The organism is Eleftheria terrae, assembly GCF_030419005.1.
GTDB classification, from domain to species: Bacteria; Pseudomonadota; Gammaproteobacteria; order Burkholderiales; family Burkholderiaceae_C; genus Caldimonas; species Caldimonas terrae.
Genome location: NZ_CP106951.1, coordinates 1,140,501 through 1,165,021 on the forward strand (window position 1 = coordinate 1,140,501; position 24,521 = coordinate 1,165,021).

Sequence of the window (24,521 nt, forward strand, 5' to 3'; positions counted from 1 at the left end):
AGGTGGGGCTCAGGTCGTGCCAGATTTTAAAGGGACAAAGTGCACGGCCTCATGCTCACTGCGCACAAAGCCGGTTTCGGTGCGCTGCACCAGCACGATGACCTGGCCGCCGCCCCGGACAACTGGCGCGACCAGGCGGCCGCCCACCGCCAACTGCTCCAGCCAGGCCGGTGGAAGGGCCTCGCCGCCAGCTGCGCTCACGATGCCGTCGTACGGCGCATTGGGGCCGTGGCCCAGCATGCCGTCGCCCCACACCAGGCGCAGGTTGTCGATGCGCATCGAGCGCAGCAACTCCCGGCTCTTGTCGTGCAGCGGCTTCAGACGCTCGACAGAGATCACCTGCCGCCCCAGCAAGGCCAGCACCGCCGCCTGGTAGCCGCAACCGGTGCCGATCTCCAGGATGCGCGGCAGTGGCTGCGGGCCGCGCCCGCCGAGCATCAGCTCGAGCATGCGGGCGACCACCGAGGGCTTGGAGATGGTCTGCTGCAGCCCGATGGGCAGGCTGGTGTCTTCATACGCCTGGTTGGCCAGCGCCGTGTCGACAAACAGGTGCCGCGGCACCCGCTGCATGGCGGACAACACCTGCTCGTCGCGCACGCCGAGGGCCCGGAGCTTTTGCACCATGCGCTGGCGCACGAGCTCGGAGTCGAGCCCGATGCCGGCCGGCGTGGCATGGCGGGCGCGGTCCTGGGCGGCCTCGTGCAAGGGCCGCTGGGGCCGCAGCAACACGCCGGCCGGCGCCTTGGCGACCACGCTGCGAGCTGCGGCCGCCACCGGCGTGGCCCGGCCGCCGGCTGGTTCCTGGCGCGACGGTACGGGCGCGCGCTGCGCCGCCGGGGCAAGGCGCTCCAGGCTGAGCGGGAAGGCGCGTGGGGGCCGCGGCTTGGTGCTGTCGTTCATGCAGGGGCCCGGCCCTGGAACCAGTCGCGCCAGGCCGGCAGGCGGGCGTGGTCGGTCAGGTCCACCTGCAGCGGCGTGACCGACACCATGCCGGCTTCCACCGCATGGAAGTCACTGCCCTCCCCGGCCTCGCGGGCACCGCCGGCCGGGCCGATCCAGTAGATCGGCTCGCCGCGGGGGTTGGTCTGCCGGATCACGCCTTCGCTCGCATGGCGGCGACCCAGCCGGGTCAGCGCCAGGCCGCCGAGCTCGTCGTAGGGCCGGTTGGGAATGTTGACGTTGAGCAGGAAGGCGCCGCCCGAGGGCGGCTCGGCCACCACCCGCTGGATGACGTCCCGGGCCACCCGGGCCGCGGCATCGAGGTGCTGCCAGCCTTTGTCCACCAGGGAGAACGCAATGGCTGGCACACCGAACAGGAAGCCTTCCATCGCAGCGGCGACAGTGCCCGAATAGAGCGTGTCCTCGCCCATGTTGGCGCCGTTGTTGATGCCCGAGACCACCAGGTCGGGCCGCTGCTCCAGCAGCCCCGTCAGCGCCACGTGCACGCAGTCGGATGGGGTGCCGTTGATGAAGCGAAACCCGTTGGCGGCCTGGAACACCGACAAGGGCCGGTGCAGGGTCAGCGAGTTGGAAGTGCCGCTGGCGTTCTGCTCGGGCGCCACCACCTCGATGTCGCCCAGGCCCTGGCAGGCGTCGACCAGGGCCTGCAATCCGGGGGCAAGATAACCGTCGTCGTTGGCTACTAGGATGCGCATGGCGCGATTGTATTGAGTCGTCACCTCGGTGACTCACCCCTCCGTGGGGGCTGCCTATCATTCGTCAACTCTTGGAGGAGACCGGACGATGCATGCCTGGATTTGCGACAACCCCGTAGGGCCCGAGGCACTGAGCTGGCGCGAGCTGCCGACCCCCAGCCCGCAGGCGGGCGAGGTCTTGGTGGCGATCAAGGCGGCCGGGCTGAATTTTCCCGACCTGCTGATCGTCCAGGGCAAGTACCAGATGAAGCCGACGCCGCCCTTTGTGCCAGGCGCCGAGTTCTCGGGCGTGGTGGAAGCGGTCGGCGAAGGGGTCAAGCACCTCAAGCCGGGCGATGCCGTGGCGGCCTTCGCCGGCCTGGGCGGCTTCGGCACGCATGCGGTGGTGCCCGCCGCACTGCTGATGCCCTTGCCGGCCGGCTTCGCATTTCCCGATGCGGCGGCCTTCCTGTGCACCTACGGCACCACCCATCATGCCCTGGTCGACCGGGCCGCCCTGCAGCCCGGCGAAACCGTGCTGGTGCTGGGCGCGGCCGGCGGCGTCGGCACTGCGGCGATCCAGATTGCCAAGGCGGTCGGTGCGCGCGTCATCGCGGCCGCATCGACCGACGAGAAATGCGCACTCTGCCGCGAGCTGGGGGCGGATGCGACCCTCAACTACAGCGGTGGCCAGCTGCGCGAGGAGATCAAGGCGCTGACCGGCGGCAAGGGCCCCGACGTGGTCTACGACCCGGTCGGCGGCGACCTGGCGGAGCCGGTGTTCCGCTCCATCGCCTGGCGTGGCCGCTACCTGGTGATCGGCTTCGCGCAGGGCAGCATCCCGGCGCTGCCGCTCAACCTGGCCTTGCTCAAGGGCGCGTCCATCGTCGGCGTGTTCTGGGGCGAGTTCGCCAAGCGGGAGCCGCAGCGCAATGCCGCCGCCCTGGGGCAGCTGGCTGGCTGGTATGCGGCCGGCAAGATCAAGCCGGTCATCGAACACCAGCTGTCGATGTCGCAGCTGCCGCAGGCCTTCGCCCTGATGGCGGCACGCCAGGTGCGCGGCAAGCTGGTGCTGACGGTGGATTGAGCCGCACTGTCCCCCGATGAAGTGACACTGCGGCCGGCCAGGGAAAGCGCTGCGCTACCATTGCGCCTGTTGGAGGAAGGCGCACACACATGACAGTCAAGGTCCTGATCGTCGAAGACAACCCGGTGGCCCGGGCATTCCTGTGTCGGGTGGTGAGAGACAGCTTCAGCGACGCCATCGCGATCACGGAAGCCGGCGACCTGGAGTCGGCCCGTCGGCAGATCGGACTGCAGCCCGGCCGCCCCCTGGAACCGGGCCCCGACCCCTTCAAGCTGATGCTGCTGGACCTGGAACTGCCCGACGGCAATGGGCTGGAACTGCTGGCCCAGCTGACCCAGTACCCGGCGACCAAGGTCATCACCACGCTGTACTCGGACGACGAACACCTCTTTCCGGCCCTGCAGTGCGGCGCCGACGGCTACCTGCTGAAGGAAGACCGCTTTGAGGTGCTGGTGGAGGAGCTGCAGAAGATCGTGCGCGGGCAGCCGCCGCTGTCGCCCGCGATCGCGCGGCGCCTGCTGACCCACTTCCGCCACGGCGGCGACTTCGGCGGCCAGCGCTACAGCGATTCGGGCTTCACCCCTGCCGAGCCGCATCACCCGCACCGCCAGCCGGCGCCCGCGCCGCAGCCGGCCCATCCGCCCATCCCGATGGACCCGGCGGACAAGCTGGACTACGAGCGCCTCACGCCGCGCGAGAACGAGGTGCTGACCTACCTGAGCAAAGGCTTCACGATCAAGGAAATCGCGAGCCTGATGGGCATCAAGTGGTTCACGGTCAACGACCACATCAAGTCCATCTACAAGAAGCTGAACGTCTCCAGCCGTGCCGAAGCCGCGGTGCTGGCCAGCAAGCAAGGCCTGGTCTGAGCGCCGCCGGCAGCATGGCGGCCCGCGCCGGCGCCCGGCCGCGGATCTCAGCCGCGGCACAGCGGCTGCGCGCTGCGCCATAGCGCGGCACACCGCTGCACAATCCCTGCTGCGGCAACGCCGCAGTGCCGCCTGCCCGCGGCAGGCCCGCCCCTCGCCCGCACTGCCCTCATGACCCCACCCTCGCCCGCCCCGCAGGACCCACCGACGCCCACCCTGCCCGGGCCCGGCGCTTTCCTGAGCACCGGGCAATGGAATGCCTTCGACCGCAGCCTGGGCCGCAAGGCGGCCATGTCGCGCTGGCTCGGCTGGCGCTTGCGGGGGCTGGTGGCAGCGGTCTTGCTCGGCTGCCTGGGCGTGTTCTTCCTGGCCTACTGGCTGGCCGCGCAGCCGACGCTGGGCGCCACCTGGCGGGCCACCGGCAATGGCCAGATCGAGCTGAACCTGGCCCACGACAGCATCCTGAAGGCGGCCCAGGGCAAGACCCTGGTGGGCCTGGCCGGGCCGGACGGCCGGGTGGTGCCAGTGGACGCGCTGGTGTTGCAGCGCTCCGCCCGCTGGTTGATCGACGACGTGGAGGCCACTCGCTACCTGGGCCTGCAACGGCAGCTTGGCCAGCTGCTGCAGCACGACACGGTGCAGCTGCATTTCTCCGACCACACGCAGCTCGAGCTGCGTCCGCAGCCGCGCGGCCTGATGGGGCTGGGTTTGCTGTTCTGGCTGCTGTGCGCGCTGGCGCTGGTGTTGTTCGGCGTGGCCCTGGCCGTACTGCTGGCGCGCCCGGGCCACCGCAACGGCGTGTATGCGCTGATGGCGGTGTGCCAGGCACTGAACCTGGTGTTCATTGCGGCGGAGTCGACGCTCGACTTCGCCTGGCCGCCGGGCCTGGCCCATTGGGACCTGTATGTGCGCCTGGCGCTCGATGTGGTGACGGCCGGCGCCACCGTGCACGCCACCGCGCTCTACCCACACCGCGTGCCGCATGCCCGCTTGTGGCTGGCGGCGGCATGGGCCGCGGTGGGCCTGCTGGTCTTGCTGGGCACGCTGGACTGGCTGCCAGGCACCTGGTGGTGGTGCCAGCTCGGCGCCGCGGCGCTCAGCGGCACCGCGATGGTGCTGCTGACCTGGTCGCACCGCATCGAGCCGCACCCCTTCGCGCTGGTGCTGCGGCGCTTCGGCTTCATCGCACTCGGCACCTGGGTGCTGCTGAGCGTGGCGGTCGCCATGGCCGATGGGCAGCCGGGCATCCAGCAGAACATCTCCATCGTCGGCTCGATGATCTGGTATGTGTTCTTTGCCTCGCTGCTGCTGCTGATTCCCTTCCTGTCGAAGTCGCAGCAGGTGATGCGCGAGTTCTCGCTGCTGGCGGCCATCACGACGGTGGGCACCTCGCTGGACCTGCTCTTCGTGGCCGCCTTCTCGCTCGGCCAGGTGACCTCGGTCACGCTGGCCTTGTTCGTTTCGCTCGGCCTGTACGTCGGTGCCCGCCAATGGCTGCTGGACCGCCTGATGGGCAGCAGCGTGGTCACCACCGAACGGATGTTCGAGCAGCTCTACAAGATCGCGCGGGAGGTGGAGGCCCGGCCCGACCGCACCGCCTCGCTGCTGACACGGCTGCTGCGCGAGCTGTTCGAGCCGCTGGAGATCCTGGTGGTGGACAAGCTCACATCCGGCTCGCGGGTGGTGGCCGACGGCTCCACGCTGGTGGTGCCGGTGCCCAACATGGTGAACCCGCAGCCGACCGCGCCGACCATGGGCTCCATCGTGATCCGGTTCGCCCACCGCGGGCGCAAGGTCTTCACCGCCGAGGACGCGCGGCTCACCGATCGCATCTTCGAGCAGCTGCGCCGCGCGGTGGCCTTCGACAAGGCGGTCGAACAAGGCCGTAGCGAGGAACGCACCCGGCTGGCGCAAGACCTGCACGACGACATCGGCGCACGGCTGCTGACGCTGATGTACCAGGCGCAAACGCCCGAGATGGAGGACTACATCCGCCACACCCTGCAGGACCTGAAAACCCTGACCCGCGGGCTGGCGGCGCAGAACCACCACCTCTCCGATGCAGCGGCCGAATGGAAGGCCGACCTGGTGCACCGGCTGCAAGCCGCGGAATGCGACCTGGTGTGGAACGTGGGCTTCGACCGCAACGTGCCACTGGGCGTGGTGCAGTGGTCGGCCCTCACCCGGGTGCTGCGCGAGCTTGGCAACAACGCCATCGCACACGCCCGGGCGACCCGGGTCGATGTGGCGATGACGCTGCAGGGCGACCGCTTCGAGCTGGTGGTGCGCGACAACGGCATTGGCCGCGACCCGGCCAGCTGGTCGCACGGGCTGGGCCTGGGCGGCATCCGCAAGCGCATCAAGCAGCTGGGCGGCGAAGTGGAATGGCGCGAGGTGGCGCCCCAGGGGATCGAATGCCGGGTGACCGTGGCCCGGTTCCGGCCGACCGACTGAAGCAGGCGGCGCAGGTGCGCCGCCACGCGCGTCAAGGCTTGGGCAGGAATACCCAGAGGCGGCCGTTCTGGCGCGTCTTGGCCGCCACCTCGCCCGCATGCTCGCCGAAGCCCCAGAAAAAGTCGGCCCGGATCGGGCCCTTGATGGCGCCGCCGACGTCGTGCGCGAAGACCACCCGCCGGTTCATGACCTGGGCTGACAGCGGCGACGGGAACTCGATGAACATCGGCACGCCCAGCGGCACCGCCTTGGGATCCACCGCCAGCGAGCGCATCGGCACCACCGGCGCGCCGGAGGCGCCGCGCGGGCCCACCGTGACGTCGGCCACCGGCTCCCAGCGGAAGAACACCACCTGCGGATTGCTGTAGAGCATCTCCTGCACGCGGGGCGGCGGGCTGCGGCGCGCCCACTGCCGGATCTGCAGCATGCCGGGCGACGCCAGCTCGCCGGTTTCCTTGAACCAGGTGCTCAACGGCCGATAGGGATGGCCATTGTGGTCGGCATAAGAGAGCCGGATCGCGCTGCCATCGGGCAGCACCACCCGGCCGGAGCCCTGCACCTCGATGAGGATCACGTCCATCGGGTCGTCCACCCAGACGATCTCGCGTCCGCTCATCGAGCGCAGGCCCTGCGGCGTCGCCATCTGCGAGCGCGACCAGTAGGGCACCACCTTGTCGCCCTCGCGCCGGCCGCGCGTCACGCCCTTGCCGGCCTTGGCATCGAGCGGCACCAGGTCCACGGGGCGCGAATACAGCGGGAAGAAATAGGGGTTGCGCGCCGTGCGCGAGCCGCGCAGCACCGGCTCGTAGTAGCCCGTGATCGGCCCGCTGTCCTCGCCCTGGCGGGATTCGAGACGATACGGCTGCAAGGTCTTGAGCAACTGCCGCAGGCCGGCCGCGTCGGTCGGCTTGAGGCGGGCCACCTCCGTACAGACGCTACGCCACTGCGCCGTGCGGCTGAGGTAGGGGCAGCTCAGCCGGAAGCTCTTGTGCACGTCGTCGAGCGGATCGACGTCGATGTCGGGCAGTTCGCTCCAGGCCACCGGCACCAGCCGGCCGGCCTCGGTCTGGATCACCTTGGCAGCCGGCTCGGCCTGGGCCGGCGCCGGTGCCGGCCCGGCCGCGGGTGTCTCGCCAGCCGGCCGCTGGCCGCCGGGCGCAGGGCTTGGCGGGCTGGCACAGCCGGACCACAGAGCGGCCAGCGCGACGGCGCCTGCCAGCAGGGCGTGGCGCCGCGCGGCCTTGCCGGTGGGCTGTACGGCGCTTGACATCCTCACAGCACCGCGATCTCGACGCGCCGGTTGCGAGCCCGGCCGGCGGCGGTGTCGTTGCCCTCGCGCGGCTGGGCATCGCCGCGTGCGCTGGCGTCCACGCCTTCCGGCTTGGCGCCCAGGCCGACCAGCAGCTGCTTGACGGCGCGGGCCCGCGCCTCGCTAAGCGCCTGGTTGCGGGCACTGTCGCCTTGCTGGTCGGCATGGCCGACCACGACGATGGGCCTGCCGCCACCGGCCGCTGCCACCAGGGCCTTGAGCTGCTCGCGCTGCGCCGCGGACGGCCGCGGGGTGCTGCTACCCGTGGCGAAGAACAGCGTCATCGCCGAAGCCTGGGCAGCGGCGGCCGTGGCCGTCGCGGTCGGCGGCGCAGCGGGCGCGGGGACCGGGGAGGCTGCCGCGGCAGGAGCCGGAGCGGGAGCCGGGGCCGGCGTGGGCGCAGGCGCAGCCGCGGAACCGGGGACGGCTGCCCCGGACGAGCCCGGAGCCGCAGCCGGGGCGGAGGCAACCCCCGCTTCCGCCGGCGCCGCGGCCACCACCGTGCCGGCCGGTTCACTGCCCGCGGAGGCGCCTGGGGCGGCCGCAACCGCGGTCGACGGTGCGTCCACCCACTCGAAGCTGACCGCCTCAAACCGGCCGGCCGGCGCACTGCCGCTGGCCGGTGCCGACTTCAGCACGATGCGCTCGGGCGGCAGCGTTTCCATGAACAGGATGCTGGCCGCCTCGGCCCGGGCCCGGCCCAGATCTTCGCCGCCATTGGCCTGCTCGTTGCCATAGGCGCGGCCGGTGACCTGCAGCACCTTGGTGCTGCCACCTTCGGCCAGCATGCGGTCACGCCAGGCCACGAACTCCGGGCCGGTGACGGCCACCGTCTGGTTGGCTTCGAACAGCACCGCCTGGCCGGCCGGCGCCGGTGCTGCGGTGTCCACCGACGGCGCCGGCGGCGCCTCGGCTGCCTTGTCGCCGCAGGCCGCGAGCGCTGCGGCCAGCGCGACGGCCAGGGCCGCGCGCGCAAGAAGTGGGGAGGTCGGCTGGCTCATGGTTGCTCCTGCATGTTGTTGTCGGGGCGGCCGGCAGCCGCGTCAGGCATCGTCGCCGCTGCCATAGGGCTCGAGGCGGGCGATCACGGTGGTTTCGGGGTCCATGCCGTCGAACGCTTCGGCATCGCTGCCGCCGTCGAACAGCGCCAGCAGGGCCGTGAAGTTGTCGCGCGTCTGCGGGGCCCGCTGGTCCACCCAGCGCTCGAAGCAGGCCAGGGCCTGGTCGCCGTCGGTGCCCAGGCGCAGCACTTCCTGCATCTCCTGTTCGTGCACGTACTCCCAGATGCCGTCGGTGCACAGCAGCAGCGCATCACCGCCCTGCCCGCCCTGCGCCAGCTCGTAGACATACGGCTCGATGCCGCCGGCACTGCCGAGCGAGCTGGTGAGCACGCTGCGCTCCTTGCGCTGGCGCAGGTCACCCGGGGCGATCATGCCGGCCTCCACCATCTGCTGCACCAGGCTGTGGTCGCGCGTCTGCAGCTGCAATTCGCCGCGGCGGAACCAGTAGGCGCGCGAATCACCGACATTGCCGAACACCGCCCGCCCGCTCGGCAGGTCCACCAGGGCCAGGATCACGGTGGAGCGCATGTCGGGGAACTGGGCGAACTTGCTCTGGCCGGCCAGCACCACCTGCTGCGCATGCTGGATCAGCGCATTGGCCGCCTCCATCGAGCAGGCCGGCCGCAGCGAGTGCTGCTCCAGGATGGACCGCACCACCAGCTTGGATGCCAGATCGCCGCCGCCATGGCCGCCGGCGCCGTCGGCCACGACCAGGCAGGCCACGTCCTGCGAGATTCGCAATCCGTAGGCATCCTCCTGGTAGGAGCGCCCACCCTGGCTGTGCAGAAGGTGGGCGTGCAACTCGAGCATGGTGCCGTTCACTCTTGGGGCATGTCGCGCCGCAGCGCCTCGACGTGCTCTTCATAGGCCTTCAGGAAGGCCTGGCCGAACAAGGCGTGGAAGTCGTCTTCCGCCTCGCGGGCGATTTCCTTGTACAGCTCGGTGAACAGGTCCCACAGCCGGGCCTTGCGGGCCGCCGGAATGATGGACTCCACCAAGCCGCCCTTGCTCAGCCGCCCTTCCAGGCGCTGCGGCTCGAAGCGCTCGATCACCCCTTCGAGCGCCGCCTTGGTACCGGCCATGAAGCCGAACTGGTGCGAGCGCAGGTCGTAGTACGCGTCGCGCATCGCGGTGATGGGCGGCATGAAGGCCGGGTTGAGCCGGCCGGACACCAGGTAGAGCATCGCCGTCTTCGCATCCGGCGAGAACTTCAGCGGGTTGTTGTTGCGCTCCATGATCATGGTGGCGCTGGCCTTCACCTCCCGCTTGGTGACCGCCCGTGCGTTGAGCAGGTCCACCGTGCCCTGCACTGCCTCGCGCACCAGGCCGCCCATGCGGAACATGAATTCCTCGGTGACGCCATCCGGCAGGTTCAGCGGGCTGCCAAGGCCTTCGCAGAAGGCGGTCATCAGCGCGTCGACCGACACCTGGCCGGCGACCGGCGGTGCGCCAGCGGCCGCTGCCGGCGCCATGGCGGCCGCCGGGCTCGCCGGTGGCGAGGGCGGCAGGGGCGCGGTATGCGCCGGCTGGGCCACGCGGAACTGGCCGGTGGCGCCCTTGTTGGGATCGAGCGGGCCGACTGACGCCAGCAGGTCGTCGATCGCCTTTGCCGACACGCCGCCGGTGCGGGTGGCCCCCGGCGGGCCGGAGGACAGCGTCGGCATCGGCACCGGGGCCGAAGGGACCGGCATGGGCGTGGGCGCGGTGCGCGGCGCAGGCGCCGCCTGCGGCAGCGCGAAGGCCGAGTGCACGGCGGGCGTCTGGTCGGCATGCGCGGGGCCGGCGCCAGCGCTGCTCGACGGGCCGCCGAACAAGGCGAGCGGGTCATCCACCGGCTGCGCGGACGGGTTGCCCGCGCCGGCCGGAGCCCCCAGCACGTCGAGCGGGTTGGCCGGCGCGGCGCCGAGGCCGAACAGCTCGTCGATCGAGGCCGACTTCTCGACTGCCGGGCCGATCAGGTCGTCATGGCCGGCCCTTGAATCGAAGGGAATGGGTGGCGGTATGCGACGCGCGCCCGAGCTGAGCGGGTTGAAGCCACCGGTGCTGGTGTGCGAAGCCGGCGGCGGCATGCGCGACAGGCTGGCGAAGGGATCGAAGTCGTCCGGAATGGCGGAACCGGTGGGGCGAGCCGCCGGCGCGGGAGCACTCGGCGGCAGGCCGAAGGGATCGACCGGCGGCCGTGCCGCCGCAGGCGCCGCGGGCGTCGGGCCCAGCAAGTCGGCAAACGGATCGGACATGGCCGGCGTCGGCGCACCGAAAGGTGCCGGTGCGGCCGGTGTCGCGGCAAAGGGCGCCGGCGCGGTAGGAGCCCCCCCCAGCGGAGCCAGGGCCGTCGGCGCTCCGCTGAAAGGCGCTGGCGCGGTGGGTGCGGCCGAGAACGGCGACCCCGCGGCCGCCTCGCCCAAAGGCGCCGGCGGCACGGCCGGGGCTGGCGGTGGGATCGCGAAGGGATCGAAGGGCGGCAGCGCGGCCGGCCGTTGCACCGGCGGCGGCACCACGGCCGGAGCAGCCGAAGGCCGCGCGGCCAGCGCCTCGTTGACGAGCGTGCCCTGGGGATCGAAGCCGCGGGCGCTGCTGGCAGGCGACTCGACCACCAGCACGTAGGGCCCGATGCGCAACTCGTCGCCGGCCACCAGCGGCACCGACTGGCCGCTGCCCACCGGCACCCGGTTGCGCAGGGTCGGATTGGCGCCCTTGTCCACCAACACATAGTGGCCGCCCTGCATCAGCACCTGCGCCTGCTGCCGCGAAATTGTCTTGGCATCGTCCGGCAGCACCAGGGTGTTGCCTTCGTTGCGACCGATGGTCCCGCCGGCCGGCCCGAACTGGGCAGCCATGGCCGAAGCCGGCGCTTGGCCGGCAACACTCACAACTCGAATCTGGAGCATGGTTGGAATTTCGCTCGTCTGGGTGAACCCGCGTGAACCCCGTGCGGGAAGCTTCGGCTCTCGGGGGGGCACCATGCCTGACCCCCGCGGGCGCAGGTGGATGCCGAGGCTATCGAAGCGCTCCGGCAGGCGCAAGGCGTCCCCCCTAACTTGAGGTCGCCCGCCCCCCTTGGCGAGCACGCCCCGTGCTCAGGGCGCCAGCAGCAGGACCTTGACCTGGCTCGGTGCAACCCGCATGCCGGGGGCATTGGTGCTGTTCTGCAGCGAGGCGCTGGTGAGCCGGGTGGCCGGCATGCCGCCGAACAGCACGGTGAAGGCGGCCGTCAGGTGGCGGCTCGGGCCCATCACCATGCCGGAGGCCACGCCGAGTGCGACGCCGGCGTTGTCACCGTTGGTCATCGGGATGGTGGTGCCCAGGTTGTGGGCCGGCGCGCAGCCGACGAGCAGGTTGTAGGCAGCGCCTACCGCCATCGGAGAGGCGGCGATGTTGGGATACGGCACCGGCACCGGCACCGGCGGCGTCAGGCAGACATCGGGAAACGCCATGTCGATGCCGCCCATCTGGCAATTCGCAAACATCTTCGTTGCTCCCCTTGCTCAGCCGACCTGGATCTGCTTGCCGTCGATCTTGACCAGCTCGCTGCTCTTCACCACGGCATGCCGGGCGTGCACGTTCAGCATCTCCCGGGCTTTCAGGTCGAGGTGGCCGACGCGGGCCGATTCCAGCTCATCGACCTGGCGGTGGAAGCCCTTGGCCTGCAACGTGTGGGTCTGGCTGACCTGGCGCAGCGCGCGGGCGGCGGTCTCCAGCGTGTCGGCCACCCAGTGGGCAGCGCGGCTGAGAATGTTGAGCTTGTCTGCCGCGATCTCGACCTCGCGGCCTTCCAGCCGGAGCTGCGGCGCGGCAAGTTGGGCGGCGTCGCGCGCCTGCACATCGAGCCGGCCCTGCACCTCCAGGCGCAGATCGCCCTCGGTCTGCAGTACCAGCGGCTCCTGCGACGCACGTGCAAGCACCGCCAGGACATACAAGTCGCTGTCGTCCGAGGCGAGCAGCACCCGGTCGCCGCAGGCCGGCAGGGCGAGGCAGGAGGCCGCCAGCCGGGCCCGGCGCAGGCCGGCCGCCGTGGAGACGGTGAGCACACGGGCGCTCTCGGCCGAGACACGCTCCACCTCGCCCACATGCTGGATGACGCCCTGCGTCAGGCCGGTGGTGGCCGCGGGGGCCGGCTGTCGTTCTTGCTGATCTTGCTGCTGCACTTGCATCACATCCTCGTGCGGTCGGTGGGCGGGCGGGCCAGGGTTCAGGTGCGGGCCGGAGGCGTCCATGCCTCGGCCTTCACGGTGTCGGGGTCGTCGGGGGCGGCCAGCGAGCGGTCCAGGCCGCCGCTGCCTTCGGCCTGCAAGCCGCGCAGGCCGGTGCGGAACAGGTCGGCGCGCTCGAAGCGGCTGCCGTCCACGCGGGCATGGGCCAGGTCGGCATAGCGCAGGACGGCGCCGCGGAAGTCGCACTGCTCGAAGACGGCGCGCTGCAGCACCGATTCTTCCAGCACCGCGCCGGCGAAGCTGGCGGCGCGCGCCTGCGCGCCGGTCCAGACGGTCTGCCTGAGCAGCGCGCCGGTGAAATCGGCCTGCTGCAGCCGCGCTTCGAGCCACAGGGTCTGGGGCGCGCGGGCCTGCCGGAAGCTCGCGCCATCCAGCACGGCGCCCTTGAAGTTGCTGTTGGCCAGCTCAGCGCCGCTGAAGTCGCAGCCGCTCAGCTCGGCTTCCATGAACTGGGTACGCAGCCAGCTGGCGCCGGCGAAGCGCTGGCCGGTGAGCTTGCATTCGGTGAAGACGCATTTGTCGCCGCGTGGCGCGCTGCCGAACCGGGCTGCCGACAGGTCAGCCTGGTAGAACACGGTGGCGAGCAGATGCGCGGCATCCAGGTTGGCGTCGCCAAAGGCGCATTCGATGAAGGAGACCTGCTCGAGCTGCGCCTGGCCAAAATCCGAGCCCTGCAGCTGACATTTGACCAGGCTGCCGAATTCCAGGTCGGCCTGCTGCCACTGTGAGCGGTGCGCCACGCATTCGTTGAAGGTAACTCCGGGCGCGAACAGCTGGCGCAGTGAGGTGTCCTTCAGCCCGCAGGCCTGCAAGGTGGCCAGCTGCAGGCTGGCGCCGTCCAGGCAAGCCCCCGCGAAGTTGCATTCGATGAAGGTAGCTTCCCGCAACACCGCTTGCGAGAGGTCGCAGCCCGAGAAATCGACCCGCTGGAACACGCCGCCGGTGAAATTCACACCCTTCAAAGGCAGGCCCTGCATCTGCAGCTCCGACAGCGGCTGCAGATCGGCGATCTGTTCAAGGATCTGGTTCAGCTCCATCCTGGTTCTCCTCAAGCGGCCGAGCCGTTCACCGGCAGCACCTTGCGGGCCGGCAGGGTGCGGGCCTTCGCGGTGAAGGTCTGATCCCAGCGGGTCCTGTCGTCTGTCTCCAGGCGAGCGAGGTCCGCGCCGTAGAGGTTGCAGCCACTCAGGTCGGCGCCACGCAGGTCGGCGTGCTGCAGGATGGCCGACATCAGGTTGGCCTGTGCGAAACAGCTCTCAGTCAGCACCGCCTTGGCAAACAGGGTTTCCTTCAGGCTGGCGCCGACGAACACGGCTCCCGGGCCCTCGCTCTCGCCGAAATCCGCCGCATCAGCGCTTGCGTAGCTGAAGTTGGCACCGTGCAGCGGCATGCCGCGCAGATTCGCTCGCTGCAGCCGCGCGCGCACAAAGCTGGCACCTTTCAGCGATGACTGGTGCACGGCCCGCAGGTTGTCGGCGCGTGCCTCATCAAAGCAGGCGCCGTCGAGCAGGCAGGTGACGAAGTCCGCCTTGGCCAGTGCCGCCTGGCGGAAGCTGGCCCCCGTTGCGTCACACTCGATGAACGAGGTCCCGTTCAGCAAGGCCGCGTCCAGCCTGGCGCCACCGAGTCGGCAGCGCATCAGCACCGCGTCTTCGAGGCGGGCGCCGCTCAGGTCGGCGCGCTGTAAGTCGGTGTCGAGCAGCGTGGCCTCCTGCCAGGTACCGAGTTGGAGCACCGCCTCCGCCAGGCAGGCTTCGCCAAGGACCGCATCGGTGAAATTGCATTTCTGGCCCGCTGCACCGGTCATGTCAGCCTTGCCGAGATTGGCCCCTGCAAAGCTGGTGCCTTCCACACGTGCGCGCGCGAGCTTCGCATGGGCGAGCGAAGCGCCATCGAAGCGGGCACCGTCGAGGCACGCCTCGCTGAAATCCGCCCCCTCCAGTTGGGCGCCGCTGAAATCCACACCGGCCAGGTCCATGCCGCGGAAGTCGGCTGCTTGCAGCCTCAGCCCTGCGAAACTGCGGCCCTGTGCCTTCGCCTGCGCGGCGCCTTCGCGCCAGGCACCGGCGGTGGCTGCGTCCAGGCGGGCCGGCGCGTCCTGCAGGTGTGCCATGGCGTTGAGCATGGGCTTCACCCGTGTGTCCGCCTGAGCCGCGAGGTTGCGCAACTCGGGGGTGACGAGGTCACCAGGCCGCACCGCCGCCGGCAGCGCCGCCATGCCCTGGTCCAGGCCGCTCAAGCTGCGAGCAAAGCCCTGCGGGGCTTGCGCCAGGCCACTGGCCTGCTGCAGGGCACCCAGCCAGGAACGGTCCTGGCCCGCGGCCTGCAGCGTTCGATGGGCATCAGCAACTGCCGCGGCCTGACGGCTGGACATCCACTGTCCGATGGCAGAGCCCGGCGCCGTGCTGGGCAATTGCTTGGCAACCGCCATCAAGCCCTTGATATCGCTGGGCAGCGGCGCCAGTGGATCCGGCAATCCCAGCTCACGCAGGGTGCGGGCCTGCTCGGCTCGCAACTCCTGCACGGCGGTGTCGCCAAACTTCCCTTTCAACTCGGCCTCAAGGCGTTGCTGGCTCTGCCGGAGCTTGTCCTGGTGACGTTCCAGTCCGATGCCGGAATCCTTCAGCAGTGTTTCGTAGCGAGCTAGCGCCTCGTTGGGTGCCGCCATGCCTTCAGGCAACAGGTCTTCATCGTCGAGCATGCGCAGGGCACCGTGCTCGTCGTCCAGGCGCTCGTCAATGGCTTTCAGGTAGTGCTCGCGGGGCTTCGGGCTGTGCAGCCATTCCGCGCCCACCTGCATCAGCTCCACCTGGTCGGCGAACTCATCCGCCACCGGCATCAGGGCATGCCAGACCAGCGCCATGCGCAGCTGATTCGGGAACAACCACACCGTGGTGAGCCGAGGCTCGAGAAAACGGGCCGCGCCATTCGACATGCGCTTGTCACGCACCGCAATGACGGGACGGATGCCCGGGAGCCGACCCGCCAGCCGCGGATGCTCCGGATGCAGGTGCAGCAGTTCCACCGGTTCGTCGCCGACAAACGGCTCGGACTGCCACTGGTCCTCGCTTCCAACACAGAAATAGCGCCAGTCGATGTCCCGCGGTGTGCCGGGAAAGTCCTGTTGCAGCCAGGCATCGTCATAGGTGCCATCAAAGCGCTTGCGTTGCGGCGCCATCGCTCCCAATGCGGCGAACCCGGCCGGCGTGAGCGGGGCGGAGGGCTTTACGCTTGGCTGCGTCGGGTATTCGATATGCGGCAGCGGATGCACCCGGCCGCTCGGCGTCTCCAGCGGCACATGGCCGAGGCCAAGCGGGTTGAGCTCGAATCCGGGGCCGCCATAAGCATGCTGCCACACCAGGGGCAAGCGCTCGAAGGGCCGTGGCTCACTGGGCGACGGGCCGATCCACTGCCGCTCGCCGAAGACATGCAACTCCTTGCGCAGTCCACCGACGCGCACACCGACCTTCAGGCCGGACAAGGGCTGTCCGGCAGGCGCACAGGCGTCGCCGGCCAGCACGAATTCCGCACCCTGCTTCGGCACGGCCACATCGAGTGGCGTATCACCCAGCAGCGAAGGCACCATCTGCCACAGCTCCTGCTCCGGCAGCAAGGCCGGCTCTGCAGCCAGCGGCACGAAGCCGATCACCGACACGCCCAGCCAGGCCCGCTGCTGCCGTTCGAAACAGCGATGCAGCACGGAAAGCGATTGTGGCTTGAGGATTTTCATTGCTCGTCAGCCGCGTTCCAGGGCTCGTCGAAGAGGAACTCCTGCGGATCTGTTGGGTGCACCAGCAGGCGCATCTTGGCGCCCGGCTGGAACAGCGCCGCACCCAGCACCGGAACGACCTTCTCGGCGCGCAGTTCACGGACAGGCTGGCCGTCCTGCTCCACGCTCATCACCAGGGCGAGCGCAGGCGAATTGCCGGACCAGCCACCCGTTTCCCGCGCTGAAATCACCGTGGCCAGCGCCGGCCGGCCATGGGCCCGAAGGAAACGCTGCATTCGCTGCTCCTTTCGGATGCCCACGAACAGCCAGCCGACAAACAGGAGGCAGGCCACCAGCGGGACAATGAAAAAGGGGTTCGTCAGTTCTTCAGACATTCTCGGGTTCCGGATTCAGCGCCCCACCACCCGGCGGCAGTCACTGCACGAAGGAAAGATGTGGCGTCATGATGCCGCGACTGCCGGCTCAATTGTCGGGTGGTACGTCCCAGGGCTCGTCAAAAACAAACGCGCCAGGGTCCTTTGGATCGATGCGCAAGCGCATCTCGACCCCCGGCTGGAACAGGGCTGCCGCCGCGAGCGGAACGATTTTCGTCGCTTGCTGCTGTCGTGCGGGCGCGCCTTCCTCTTGGATGCGCAGCAGCAGCTCGAGCTCCGGATTGTTGGCCACCCATGAGCCGGTTTGCCTGGCGGACAGCACGGTCGCGACGGCCGGCCGGCCGTGGTTGCGAATCTCGCGTTCGAGCCGCTCCACTCGCAGCGAGTCGTAGACCACATAGCCGAAGAAGCCGGCCCCTGCCAGCATGGCAACCACCAGCAGCGGACCGACCTTCATCAGGACCAGATCGACACGACCTTCTTGTACAGGGCAACGCCGCCCTTGCCGATCGCCACGCCGACGTTTTTCATCTCCAGCGCCTTGCTGGCGTTGTTGAGCGCCGCGGTTCGGGTGGCCACACCGACATGTTCGCCTTTGAAGGTGACCCCGGTCATGGCGAGCCCCTTCGTCTCCAGGCTGACGAGTTTCGCTTCGGTGCTGATGCCGGTGGCCTTGTTGACCATGCCGTACACCTTCGCGTCATGCAGCACGAACCACGATGACTTCGGCGCCGAGCCGGTCACCGACGCTCCCCCCGTCAGGATCAACTGCGGACTGTTGATCGTCACGCTCGTATCCGCCTTGAGCAGAATCGTCGTCGGCGTGTTGAACACATGCCCGGCCTGCGCAAAGTGCGTCGCATTGCCCGTGCTCACCGTCTGCGTGTAGCTGCCGGTGGTCAGCGTCTGCGTGACATCGGCGTTCTTGATGGTTTCCTTCAGCGCGCCAGTGATGTCCTTCTCTTCCCCGCCCTTCTCGATCGTGACCTTGCGGCCGCTCTTGAGGGTGCGCGTCTCGAAGCCGGTGATGTTCTCGGTGTTGGTGCCGGTCTGCACCTCCATCAGCCGGTTGCCGGTGGTGACCCGCAGCGTCTCGTCCTTCGTGATCGTGCTCAGGCGCTGGCCCTCGACCGTCAGGGTCTCGTCGTTGTGGATGGTGCTCTTGCGGTCGTGGCCCACGTCGCGCAGCTCGTCCACCTCGACTTCGGTGCGCAGCTGCCGCTCGGCATGCAGGAAGACCTCTTCCGCGCCCATCTTGTCTTCGAAGCGCAGCTCGTTGGCCGTGCTCGACGAGCCGCCCAGCGAGGACCGCGTGACGATGCCGCTGCGCGTCTTGTGGTCGGCCAGCGGCCACGGGGGCATGTTCTCGGCGTTGTAGACGCGGCCGGTCACCATCGGCTGGTCCGGGTCCCCTTCAAGGAAGTCGACGATCACCTCCTGCCCGATGCGCGGGATGGCGATCATGCCGAAGTTCTTGCCGGCCCAGGGATGCGACACCCGCACCCAGCAGGAGCTGTTCTGGTTCAGCTCGCCCAGGCGGTCCCAGTGGAACTGCACCTTCACGCGGCCGTATTCGTCGGTGTAGATCTCGTCGCCCTTGGGGCCGACGACGATGGCCGTCTGCGGCCCCTGCACGGTCGGCTTGGGCGTCAGGCGCTGCGTCCGGAAGCTCTCGCGGCTGTCCAGCACCGCGAAGTTGCAGCGAAAGCGCGCGCCGGCGGTTTCCTGCGACTCGTGCCGAAGTCCTCGAACTCGATGGTGCTGCGCACCACCAGGTACTCGCGGTTCTGGTCGTCGCGCGGCTGGCCGGTGAGCCGGAACACCGATCCCACCGTGATGCCCCGTGCATTGCCGCCGCCTTCGATCAGCTCGTGGCGGGCCTGCAGCTCCTCGAGCCGCACCTTCACATAGTGGTCGCCATCACCGGCCTGGGTGTATTCGCCCGGGTAGTCGTAGTACTCGCCACCGGCCTCCGCGTGGCCGCGCTGGCGGCGGGTGGAGACGCGCAGGTCGGCACTCGGCTTGATGAAGTCGAAGTCGTCGCTGACATAGGCACCGGGCTGGATCTCGCGGGAGAAGTACCACTCGTCCACGTACTCCTGGTCGAGCCGGCCACCGCGATCGTGCGGGATGAACGGAATGGTGCCGTAGTCCCCGAAAGGCGTGTGGGCGCTCGGACCGTCGGCCAGCACCAGGGTGTGGCCGCCGTCGCGGTGCTCGAAGTAGTAGTAGATGCCCTCCTGCTCCATCAGCCGGCTGACGAAGTTGAAATCGGTCTCGCGGTACTGGACGCAGTAGTCCTTCGCGGAGTAGCTGCCGGTCAGGCGGCTCTCGAAGGCGGCGGCCGGGTACTTGTCGAAGATGTCCTTCAGGATGTCGGGCACCGTCTTGTTCTGGAAGATGCGGCAGTCGCTGGTGCGCGTCAGCAGCCAGAGCCAGGGCCGCGCCGTCAGGCGATAGCGGTGATAGCGTCCGACGCGGCCACTCAGGCCAAAGCGGGTCACGCAGCCGTCGAAGCAGCGCGGCGCGGCATAGGGCAGCTCCAGCTTGACGGTGACGTTCTTGCCCAGGATCTGGTCCGGGTCGAGGTCGTTGCGCTCGGACAGCACTTCGATCTGGAACTCGAACAAGCGCCCCAGTTCCTCGTTCGCGCTGATCGAACGAAACAGCAGCACGTCCCCCCCGAAAGGCGTGCTGATATCCATGACTCTTTGCATCTTCTCGAAATCCTTCAGTCAGGCACAGGCGCTCGTGTGCGAGCCCGGTGCATTGTGCGCAAGGCCGCGCCCGGGCTCCATCCCTAACCTGCGTGGCGGGATGACATCTGCCCGCCACATGGCGACAGCCGGGCGACCAAGCGCGATGAGCGGCACAGCCGGCAGGCCGGCCGCTGATGATGCAGCGCCGCCAGCCCGGCGTGCTCGATGTCAGCGCCCGCTCGCGTCGCCGGCCACTATGCCACCTGCGCCGACACCACCCAGCCCTGCACCGGCCGGCCGTTTTCGCTGCGCAGCACCTGGCCCGAGAGCGCAGGCGGCTGGAAGCCGGCCGATTCGAGGACCCGGCGCAGATAGCCGGCCTCGTGGCTGTAGCGGCCATGCGGGTTGAGGTGGAACCCCTCGCCGCCGATGTCCGCCGGCAGCGACTCGACGGTGAAAACCAGCCAGCCACCGGCCCGCAGTGCCCGGCGGGCCGCCAGCGCCACCCCGGCCAGGTCGCCGAAGTAGCACAGCGTGTCGGCCGAGACGATCAGGTCATAGGCGCCGGGCGCCGCTTCGATGAACGCGGTCAGCTCGGCCTTGCTCAGCTGGTCGTAGACGCCACGCGGCTCGGCCTTGGCCAGCATCTGCGCCGACAGGTCGACCCCCACCAGCCGGCGCGCATAGGGCGCCAGCAGCGGGCCGCACAGGCCGGTACCGCAACCGGCGTCCAGCACGTCGAGCCGGCGTTGCGGTTCGCCACAGGCGCTGGCCACCGCGTCGGCAATCAACTGCGGGGCCCGGTAGCTCAGCCGGGCCAACTTGGCGTCGAAGCTGTTGGCGAAGCGGTCGAAGGTGTCCTCGACATAGGCATCCGACGCGCGCACCGGTGCCGGCTCCCCGGAACAAGCGGCCAGGTAGTGGGCCGCGACCGGGTTGCCCGGCTCCTCGGCCAGCCACTCGCGGTAGACGCGGGCGGCCTCCTCCACCCGGCCCAGGGCACAGTAGCCGACGCCGAGCATCATGCGGGCCTCGGGATGGCGCGGCCTGAGCTCGATGGCCTTGATATACAGCGCCAGCGCGGCTTCGTTGTCGCCGCGGTCGCCCATCAGGTTGCCGAGGTTGTTATAGGCGTCGGCGAAATCGGGGGCGAGCTCGATGGCGCGCCGGTAAGCCGCCTCGGCCTCGCCGGCCCGTTGCTGGGCACGCCGCAGCACGCCCAGGTTGTTGAGCACCTCGGGCCGCTCGGGCGCCAGCGCCAGGCAGCGCTCGTAGGCCTCTGCGGCCTCGTTCAGGCGGCCCATCTCGAGCAGGACGTTGCCCGCGTTGTTGTGCCAGTCGGGCACCTTGGCATTGGCCTGCAGCGACCGCTCGATCAAGCCCCAGGCCGCTTCGCTGCGGCCGCGCTGGTGGTTCAGCACGCCCAGGAAGTGCAACGCGTCGGCCTGACGCGGCGCCAGCCTGAGGACACGCTGATAGAGGGTTTCCGCTTCGTCGAGCGCGCCCTTGCGATGCAGCTCCACCGCCACCCGCAGGGCGTCGCCGAGCGAGAGGTGGGCGGGGCCTTTGGCGCTGGCTCGGCGTGACTTGGATGTGGACTTGCTCATGGAAGACCTGGTAGGCCGGTTCGGTCGATCTGCTCGCAGGCATGTCGGGCCTCGTTCCGGCCGCAGCCGGGCGATGCCGTCTTCCCTCGCAAGGCGAAACAAGCGCCGGCTCGCCTGGCAACCTGCGCTCTTCGGGTCGTCAGCTCTGCATGAACACCTACGGCGCCGACCGGCTGCGACCTCGACCCGTCAGTCGGACAATTGCTCAGCGAAGCTGGCGGCCCGGGCCCGGTAGAACCGAGCCGATGCGGCGTTCCCACGCGCTTCGAACCGCGCGGCCGCCTGCTTCGCTGCCTTCTCGGCCTCCTCAAAGGCCCGGATCATGAGACCGCGGTCATCCGTCGGCACCAGGCTACCGTGCCGGAACTCGCCAGGCCCCAGGCCGCCCTCGGCCTCCATCACGCCGAACCGGGGCTCGCCTGCCTCGATTCGGCCGAAGAAGAACTGCGTCGGCCCGGCCTGGCCGTAGGCCCGCAGCACCCCGCTGCCTGTGGCACGCCCGTGGGCGCAGGGTCCTTCCCACTGCACCGCGAAGGCCTCCCAGCCTTTCAACGCAGCGAACCGGCAATTGGCCGGCCCCTGCAGGACCCGCTCCACGGTCGGTGGATCGACATCCGCGGCCTGCACGGCTGCCGGCCGTCCGGCAGCCATCAGAGCCAGGGCGAGCAGGCCAAGCGCGACGTGCCGAGAGCCGGTCATCGCGAAGAAGCCGCCATGCTGTTGTCTCCGTTGGGGCACCGCCACTTCAGGCGAAGTTGTAGGCAAAGTCGCCGTCCGCCACTTCCACCTTCACCCCGGTGATATCGCGCCCTTCCATCATCCGGTTCAGGAACTCACGGGAGATGTCGGGCAGCATCGTGTTGGTGAGGATCGCGTCGATCATGCGGCCACCGGACTCGCTTTCGGTGCAACGCGACACCACCAGCTTCACCACCTCGTCGCTGTAGGTGAACGGGATCTTGTAGCGCGCTTCCACCCGCTTCTTGATGCGGCCCAGTTGCAGCTCGACGATGCGGCCCAGCATCTCGTCCGACAGCGGGTAGTACGGAATCGCCACCAGCCGGCCCAGCAAGGCCGGCGGGAAGATCTTCAGCAGCGGCTCGCGCAGCGCCTTGGCCATGCCCTCGGGGTTGGGCATCAGGTCGGGGTCCTTGCACAGGCTGGCGATCAGCTCGGTGCCGGCATTGGTGGTCAGCAGGATCAGCGTGTTCTTGAAGTCGATCTGGCGGCCTTCGCCGTCTTCCATCCAGCCCTTGTCAAAGACCTGGAAGAACAGCTCGTGCACATCCGGGTGGGCCTTCTCGACCTCGTCGAGCAGCACCACGCTGTAGGGCTTGCGCCGCACCGCCTCGGTCAGCACGCCACCCTCGCCGTAGCCGACGTAGCCCGGAGGCGCGCCTTTCAGCGACGACACGGTGTGTGCCTCCTGGTATTCGCTCATGTTGATGGTGATGAGGTTCTGCTCACCGCCATACAGCGCCTCGGCCAGTGCCAGTGCCGTCTCGGTCTTGCCGACGCCGGAGGTGCCGGCCAGCATGAACACGCCGATCGGCTTGCTCGGGTTGTCCAGGCCCGCACGCGAGGTCTGGATGCGCTTGGCGATCATCTCCATCGCATGGTCCTGGCCGATCACGCGCTGGCCCAGCATCTTCGGGAGGTTGAGCACCGTCTCGATCTCGTTGCGTGCCATGCGGCCCACCGGGATGCCGGTCCAGTCGGCCACCACGCTGGCCACCGCCTGGTAGTCCACCGTGGGCAGGATCAGCGGGCTCTCGCCCTGCAGCTCGGTCAGCCGGGCCTGCACCCCGCGCAGCTGCTCCAGCAGCGCGGTGCGGTCGCCTTCGGTGAGCTTGTGTTCCTCGGGGGTGGCGGCCTCGGCCGAGGCCTCCAGCGCGCTGCCGGTGCCCTCCACCGCCCGCACGCCGCCACGCAGCTGGCCGCGGATGGCCAGCAGCTCGTCGACCAGGCTCTTCTCGCTGGTCCAGCGCTCGCTCAGCGCGGCCAGGCGCTCGCGCTCGGTGGCCAGCAGGCCGGTGCAGGTGGCCTCGCGTTCGGCAGTGTCGATGCCGATGCTCTTCTCGCGGCCGATGATGGCCAGCTCGGTCTCCAGCGCCTCGATGCGGCGCTGGCTGTCCTCGACCTCGGCCGGCGTCGCATGCAGGCTCACTGCGACCCGCGCGCAGGCGGTGTCGAGCAGGCTCACCGCCTTGTCAGGGAGCTGGCGCGCCGGAATGTAGCGGTGCGACAGCTTGACGGCCGCTTCCAGCGCCTCGTCGAGGATCTGCACCTTGTGGTGCTTCTCCATCATCGACGCCGAGCCGCGCAGCATCAGGATGGCCTTCTGCTCCGACGGCTCCTCCACCTGCACCACCTGGAAGCGGCGGGTCAGCGCGGGGTCCTTCTCGAAGTACTTCTTGTACTCGGCCCAGGTGGTGGCGGCGACCGTGCGCAGCGTGCCGCGGGCCAGTGCCGGCTTCAGCAGGTTGGCGGCATCACCGGTGCCCGCCGCGCCACCGGCACCCACCAGGGTGTGCGCCTCGTCGATGAACAGGATGATGGGCTTGGGCGAGGCCTGCACCTCCTCGATGACCTGGCGCAGGCGCTGCTCGAACTCGCCCTTCATGCTGGCGCCGGCCTGCAGCAGCGCGATGTCCAGCGTGCGCAGCTCCACGTCCTTGAGCGACGGCGGCACATCGCCCTTGACGATGCGCTGCGCGAAGCCTTCCACCACCGCGGTCTTGCCGACGCCGGCCTCGCCGGTGAGGATGGGGTTGTTCTGGCGCCGGCGCATCAGGATGTCGATGACCTGGCGGATCTCGTCGTCACGGCCCACGATGGGGTCCATCTTGCCGCTGCGGGCCTGCTCGGTCAGGTCGACCGTGAAACGCTTGAGCGCTTCCTGCTTGCCCATCTGCGCGGCCGGCATCGCGCCGCTGGCTTCGCCGGGAACGGCACCGCCCAGCGAGGAGCCGTCGGTGGAGGCCAGGCCTTCTTCCGGCGAGCCGGCCACGATCTTCTCGAAGTCCTCGGCCAGATCGTCCGGACGGATGCGCTCGAACTGGCGCGAGATGGCCACCAGCGCATTGCGCAGGAAGGAGGTCTTGAGCAAGCCGACCAGCACGTGGCCGGTGCGCACCTGCGCCTCGCCGTACTTCAGCGAGCCGTAGACCCAGCCGCGCTCCACCGCGTTGGAGATGTTGTCCGACAGGTCGGAGATGGAGGTGGCGCCACGCGGCAGGCGGTCCAGCGCGTTGGTGATGTCCTTGGCCAGCACCGAAACGTCGAGCCCGTAGTGCTGAATGATGCGGTGCCAGTCGCTGTCGGGCACCTGCACGATCTGCGACACCCAGTGCTCCAGCTCCACGTACGGGTTGCCCCTGAGCTTGCAGAACACGGTCGCGCCCTCCACCGCCTTGTAGGCGACCGGATTGAGCTTGCCGAACAGAGCCACGCGGCTGATCTCACTCATGCTTTTTCTCCTTCGAT

General features: G+C 69.4%; 19 protein-coding genes and 1 pseudogene. 3 read left to right on the forward strand and 17 right to left on the reverse strand.

Annotated features, from left to right (window positions below; translation table 11 throughout):
- Positions 1–9: 9 nt before the first annotated feature.
- Together N7L95_RS05070 and surE are read right to left on the reverse strand one after the other, a co-directional pair.
- Entirely contained in the window at positions 10–900 is an 891-nt protein-coding gene (locus N7L95_RS05070) for a protein-L-isoaspartate(D-aspartate) O-methyltransferase (RefSeq protein WP_301258733.1), read from the reverse strand.
- Positions 897–1,655, reverse strand: coding sequence for a 5'/3'-nucleotidase SurE (gene surE, locus N7L95_RS05075; protein ID WP_301258734.1), 759 nt, complete (start codon positions 1,653–1,655; stop codon positions 897–899). Before surE ends, N7L95_RS05070 begins: the two co-directional genes overlap by 4 nt.
- 88 nt (positions 1,656–1,743) lie before the next feature.
- Between surE and N7L95_RS05080 the strand changes: the two genes are divergently transcribed.
- The 3 genes from N7L95_RS05080 (at position 1,744) to N7L95_RS05090 (ending at position 6,044) form a co-directional block, all read left to right on the forward strand.
- Entirely contained in the window at positions 1,744–2,721 is a 978-nt protein-coding gene (locus tag N7L95_RS05080; protein WP_301258735.1) for an NADPH:quinone oxidoreductase family protein, read from the forward strand.
- A gap of 89 nt (positions 2,722–2,810) precedes the next feature.
- Positions 2,811–3,590 (forward strand): LuxR C-terminal-related transcriptional regulator, encoded by a 780-nt coding sequence (locus N7L95_RS05085; protein WP_301258736.1) that lies wholly within the window; start codon positions 2,811–2,813, stop codon positions 3,588–3,590.
- Between the two features lie 171 nt (positions 3,591–3,761).
- The gene (locus N7L95_RS05090) at positions 3,762–6,044 is read left to right on the forward strand and encodes a sensor histidine kinase (protein ID WP_301258737.1); all 2,283 of its coding nucleotides are present in this window, start codon (positions 3,762–3,764) and stop codon (positions 6,042–6,044) included.
- 31 nt (positions 6,045–6,075) lie between these two features.
- Here N7L95_RS05090 and mltA read toward each other — a convergent pair whose 3' ends face one another.
- The 15 genes and pseudogenes from mltA to tssH all read right to left on the reverse strand — a co-directional run bounded on the left by mltA (position 6,076) and on the right by tssH (position 24,504).
- A complete protein-coding gene (mltA, locus tag N7L95_RS05095) occupies positions 6,076–7,314 on the reverse strand; it encodes a murein transglycosylase A (RefSeq protein ID WP_301258738.1) in 1,239 nt (412 codons plus the stop codon).
- A gap of 2 nt (positions 7,315–7,316) precedes the next feature.
- Complete coding sequence (locus N7L95_RS05100; RefSeq protein ID WP_301258739.1) at positions 7,317–8,354, reverse strand: OmpA family protein; 1,038 nt, start codon at positions 8,352–8,354, stop codon at positions 7,317–7,319.
- 42 nt (positions 8,355–8,396) lie between these two features.
- Positions 8,397–9,224 carry a PP2C family protein-serine/threonine phosphatase gene (locus N7L95_RS05105; RefSeq protein ID WP_301258740.1) on the reverse strand — a complete coding sequence of 276 codons (828 nt, stop codon included), beginning with the start codon at positions 9,222–9,224 and terminating at the stop codon, positions 8,397–8,399.
- A gap of 8 nt (positions 9,225–9,232) precedes the next feature.
- Entirely contained in the window at positions 9,233–11,251 is a 2,019-nt protein-coding gene (tagH, locus tag N7L95_RS05110) for a type VI secretion system-associated FHA domain protein TagH (protein WP_301258741.1), read from the reverse strand.
- A 240-nt stretch (positions 11,252–11,491) separates the two neighbouring features.
- On the reverse strand, positions 11,492–11,881 hold the full coding sequence (locus N7L95_RS05115; RefSeq protein ID WP_301258742.1) for a DUF4150 domain-containing protein: 390 nt from the start codon (positions 11,879–11,881) through the stop codon (positions 11,492–11,494).
- A gap of 18 nt (positions 11,882–11,899) precedes the next feature.
- Positions 11,900–12,559: a DUF3540 domain-containing protein gene (locus tag N7L95_RS05120; protein WP_301258743.1), complete on the reverse strand. Its 660-nt coding sequence runs from the start codon at positions 12,557–12,559 to the stop codon at positions 11,900–11,902.
- 44 nt (positions 12,560–12,603) lie between these two features.
- A complete protein-coding gene (locus N7L95_RS05125) occupies positions 12,604–13,662 on the reverse strand; it encodes a pentapeptide repeat-containing protein (RefSeq protein WP_301258744.1) in 1,059 nt (352 codons plus the stop codon).
- Between the two features lie 11 nt (positions 13,663–13,673).
- On the reverse strand, positions 13,674–16,325 hold the full coding sequence (locus N7L95_RS05130; RefSeq protein ID WP_301258745.1) for a DUF2169 family type VI secretion system accessory protein: 2,652 nt from the start codon (positions 16,323–16,325) through the stop codon (positions 13,674–13,676).
- Positions 16,326–16,351: 26 nt separating this feature from the next.
- Complete coding sequence (locus N7L95_RS05135; protein WP_301258746.1) at positions 16,352–16,729, reverse strand: hypothetical protein; 378 nt, start codon at positions 16,727–16,729, stop codon at positions 16,352–16,354.
- Positions 16,730–16,817: 88 nt separating this feature from the next.
- Positions 16,818–17,186 carry a hypothetical protein gene (locus tag N7L95_RS05140; protein ID WP_301258747.1) on the reverse strand — a complete coding sequence of 123 codons (369 nt, stop codon included), beginning with the start codon at positions 17,184–17,186 and terminating at the stop codon, positions 16,818–16,820.
- A complete protein-coding gene (locus N7L95_RS29730) occupies positions 17,186–18,031 on the reverse strand; it encodes a bacteriophage T4 gp5 trimerization domain-containing protein (RefSeq protein ID WP_435870089.1) in 846 nt (281 codons plus the stop codon). Before N7L95_RS29730 ends, N7L95_RS05140 begins: the two co-directional genes overlap by 1 nt.
- A pseudogene (locus N7L95_RS29735) lies at positions 18,008–19,446 on the reverse strand (type VI secretion system Vgr family protein); the annotation flags it as partial. The pseudogene N7L95_RS29735 and the gene N7L95_RS29730, both read right to left, overlap by 24 nt.
- Positions 19,447–19,682: 236 nt before the next feature.
- Positions 19,683–21,035 (reverse strand): tetratricopeptide repeat protein, encoded by a 1,353-nt coding sequence (locus N7L95_RS05155; protein WP_301258748.1) that lies wholly within the window; start codon positions 21,033–21,035, stop codon positions 19,683–19,685.
- Positions 21,036–21,224: 189 nt separating this feature from the next.
- On the reverse strand, positions 21,225–21,779 hold the full coding sequence (locus N7L95_RS05160; RefSeq protein ID WP_301258749.1) for a hypothetical protein: 555 nt from the start codon (positions 21,777–21,779) through the stop codon (positions 21,225–21,227).
- A gap of 1 nt (position 21,780) precedes the next feature.
- Positions 21,781–24,504, reverse strand: a complete 2,724-nt coding sequence (tssH, locus tag N7L95_RS05165) for a type VI secretion system ATPase TssH (RefSeq protein ID WP_301258750.1) — start codon at positions 24,502–24,504, stop codon at positions 21,781–21,783.
- Positions 24,505–24,521 lie beyond the last annotated feature (17 nt).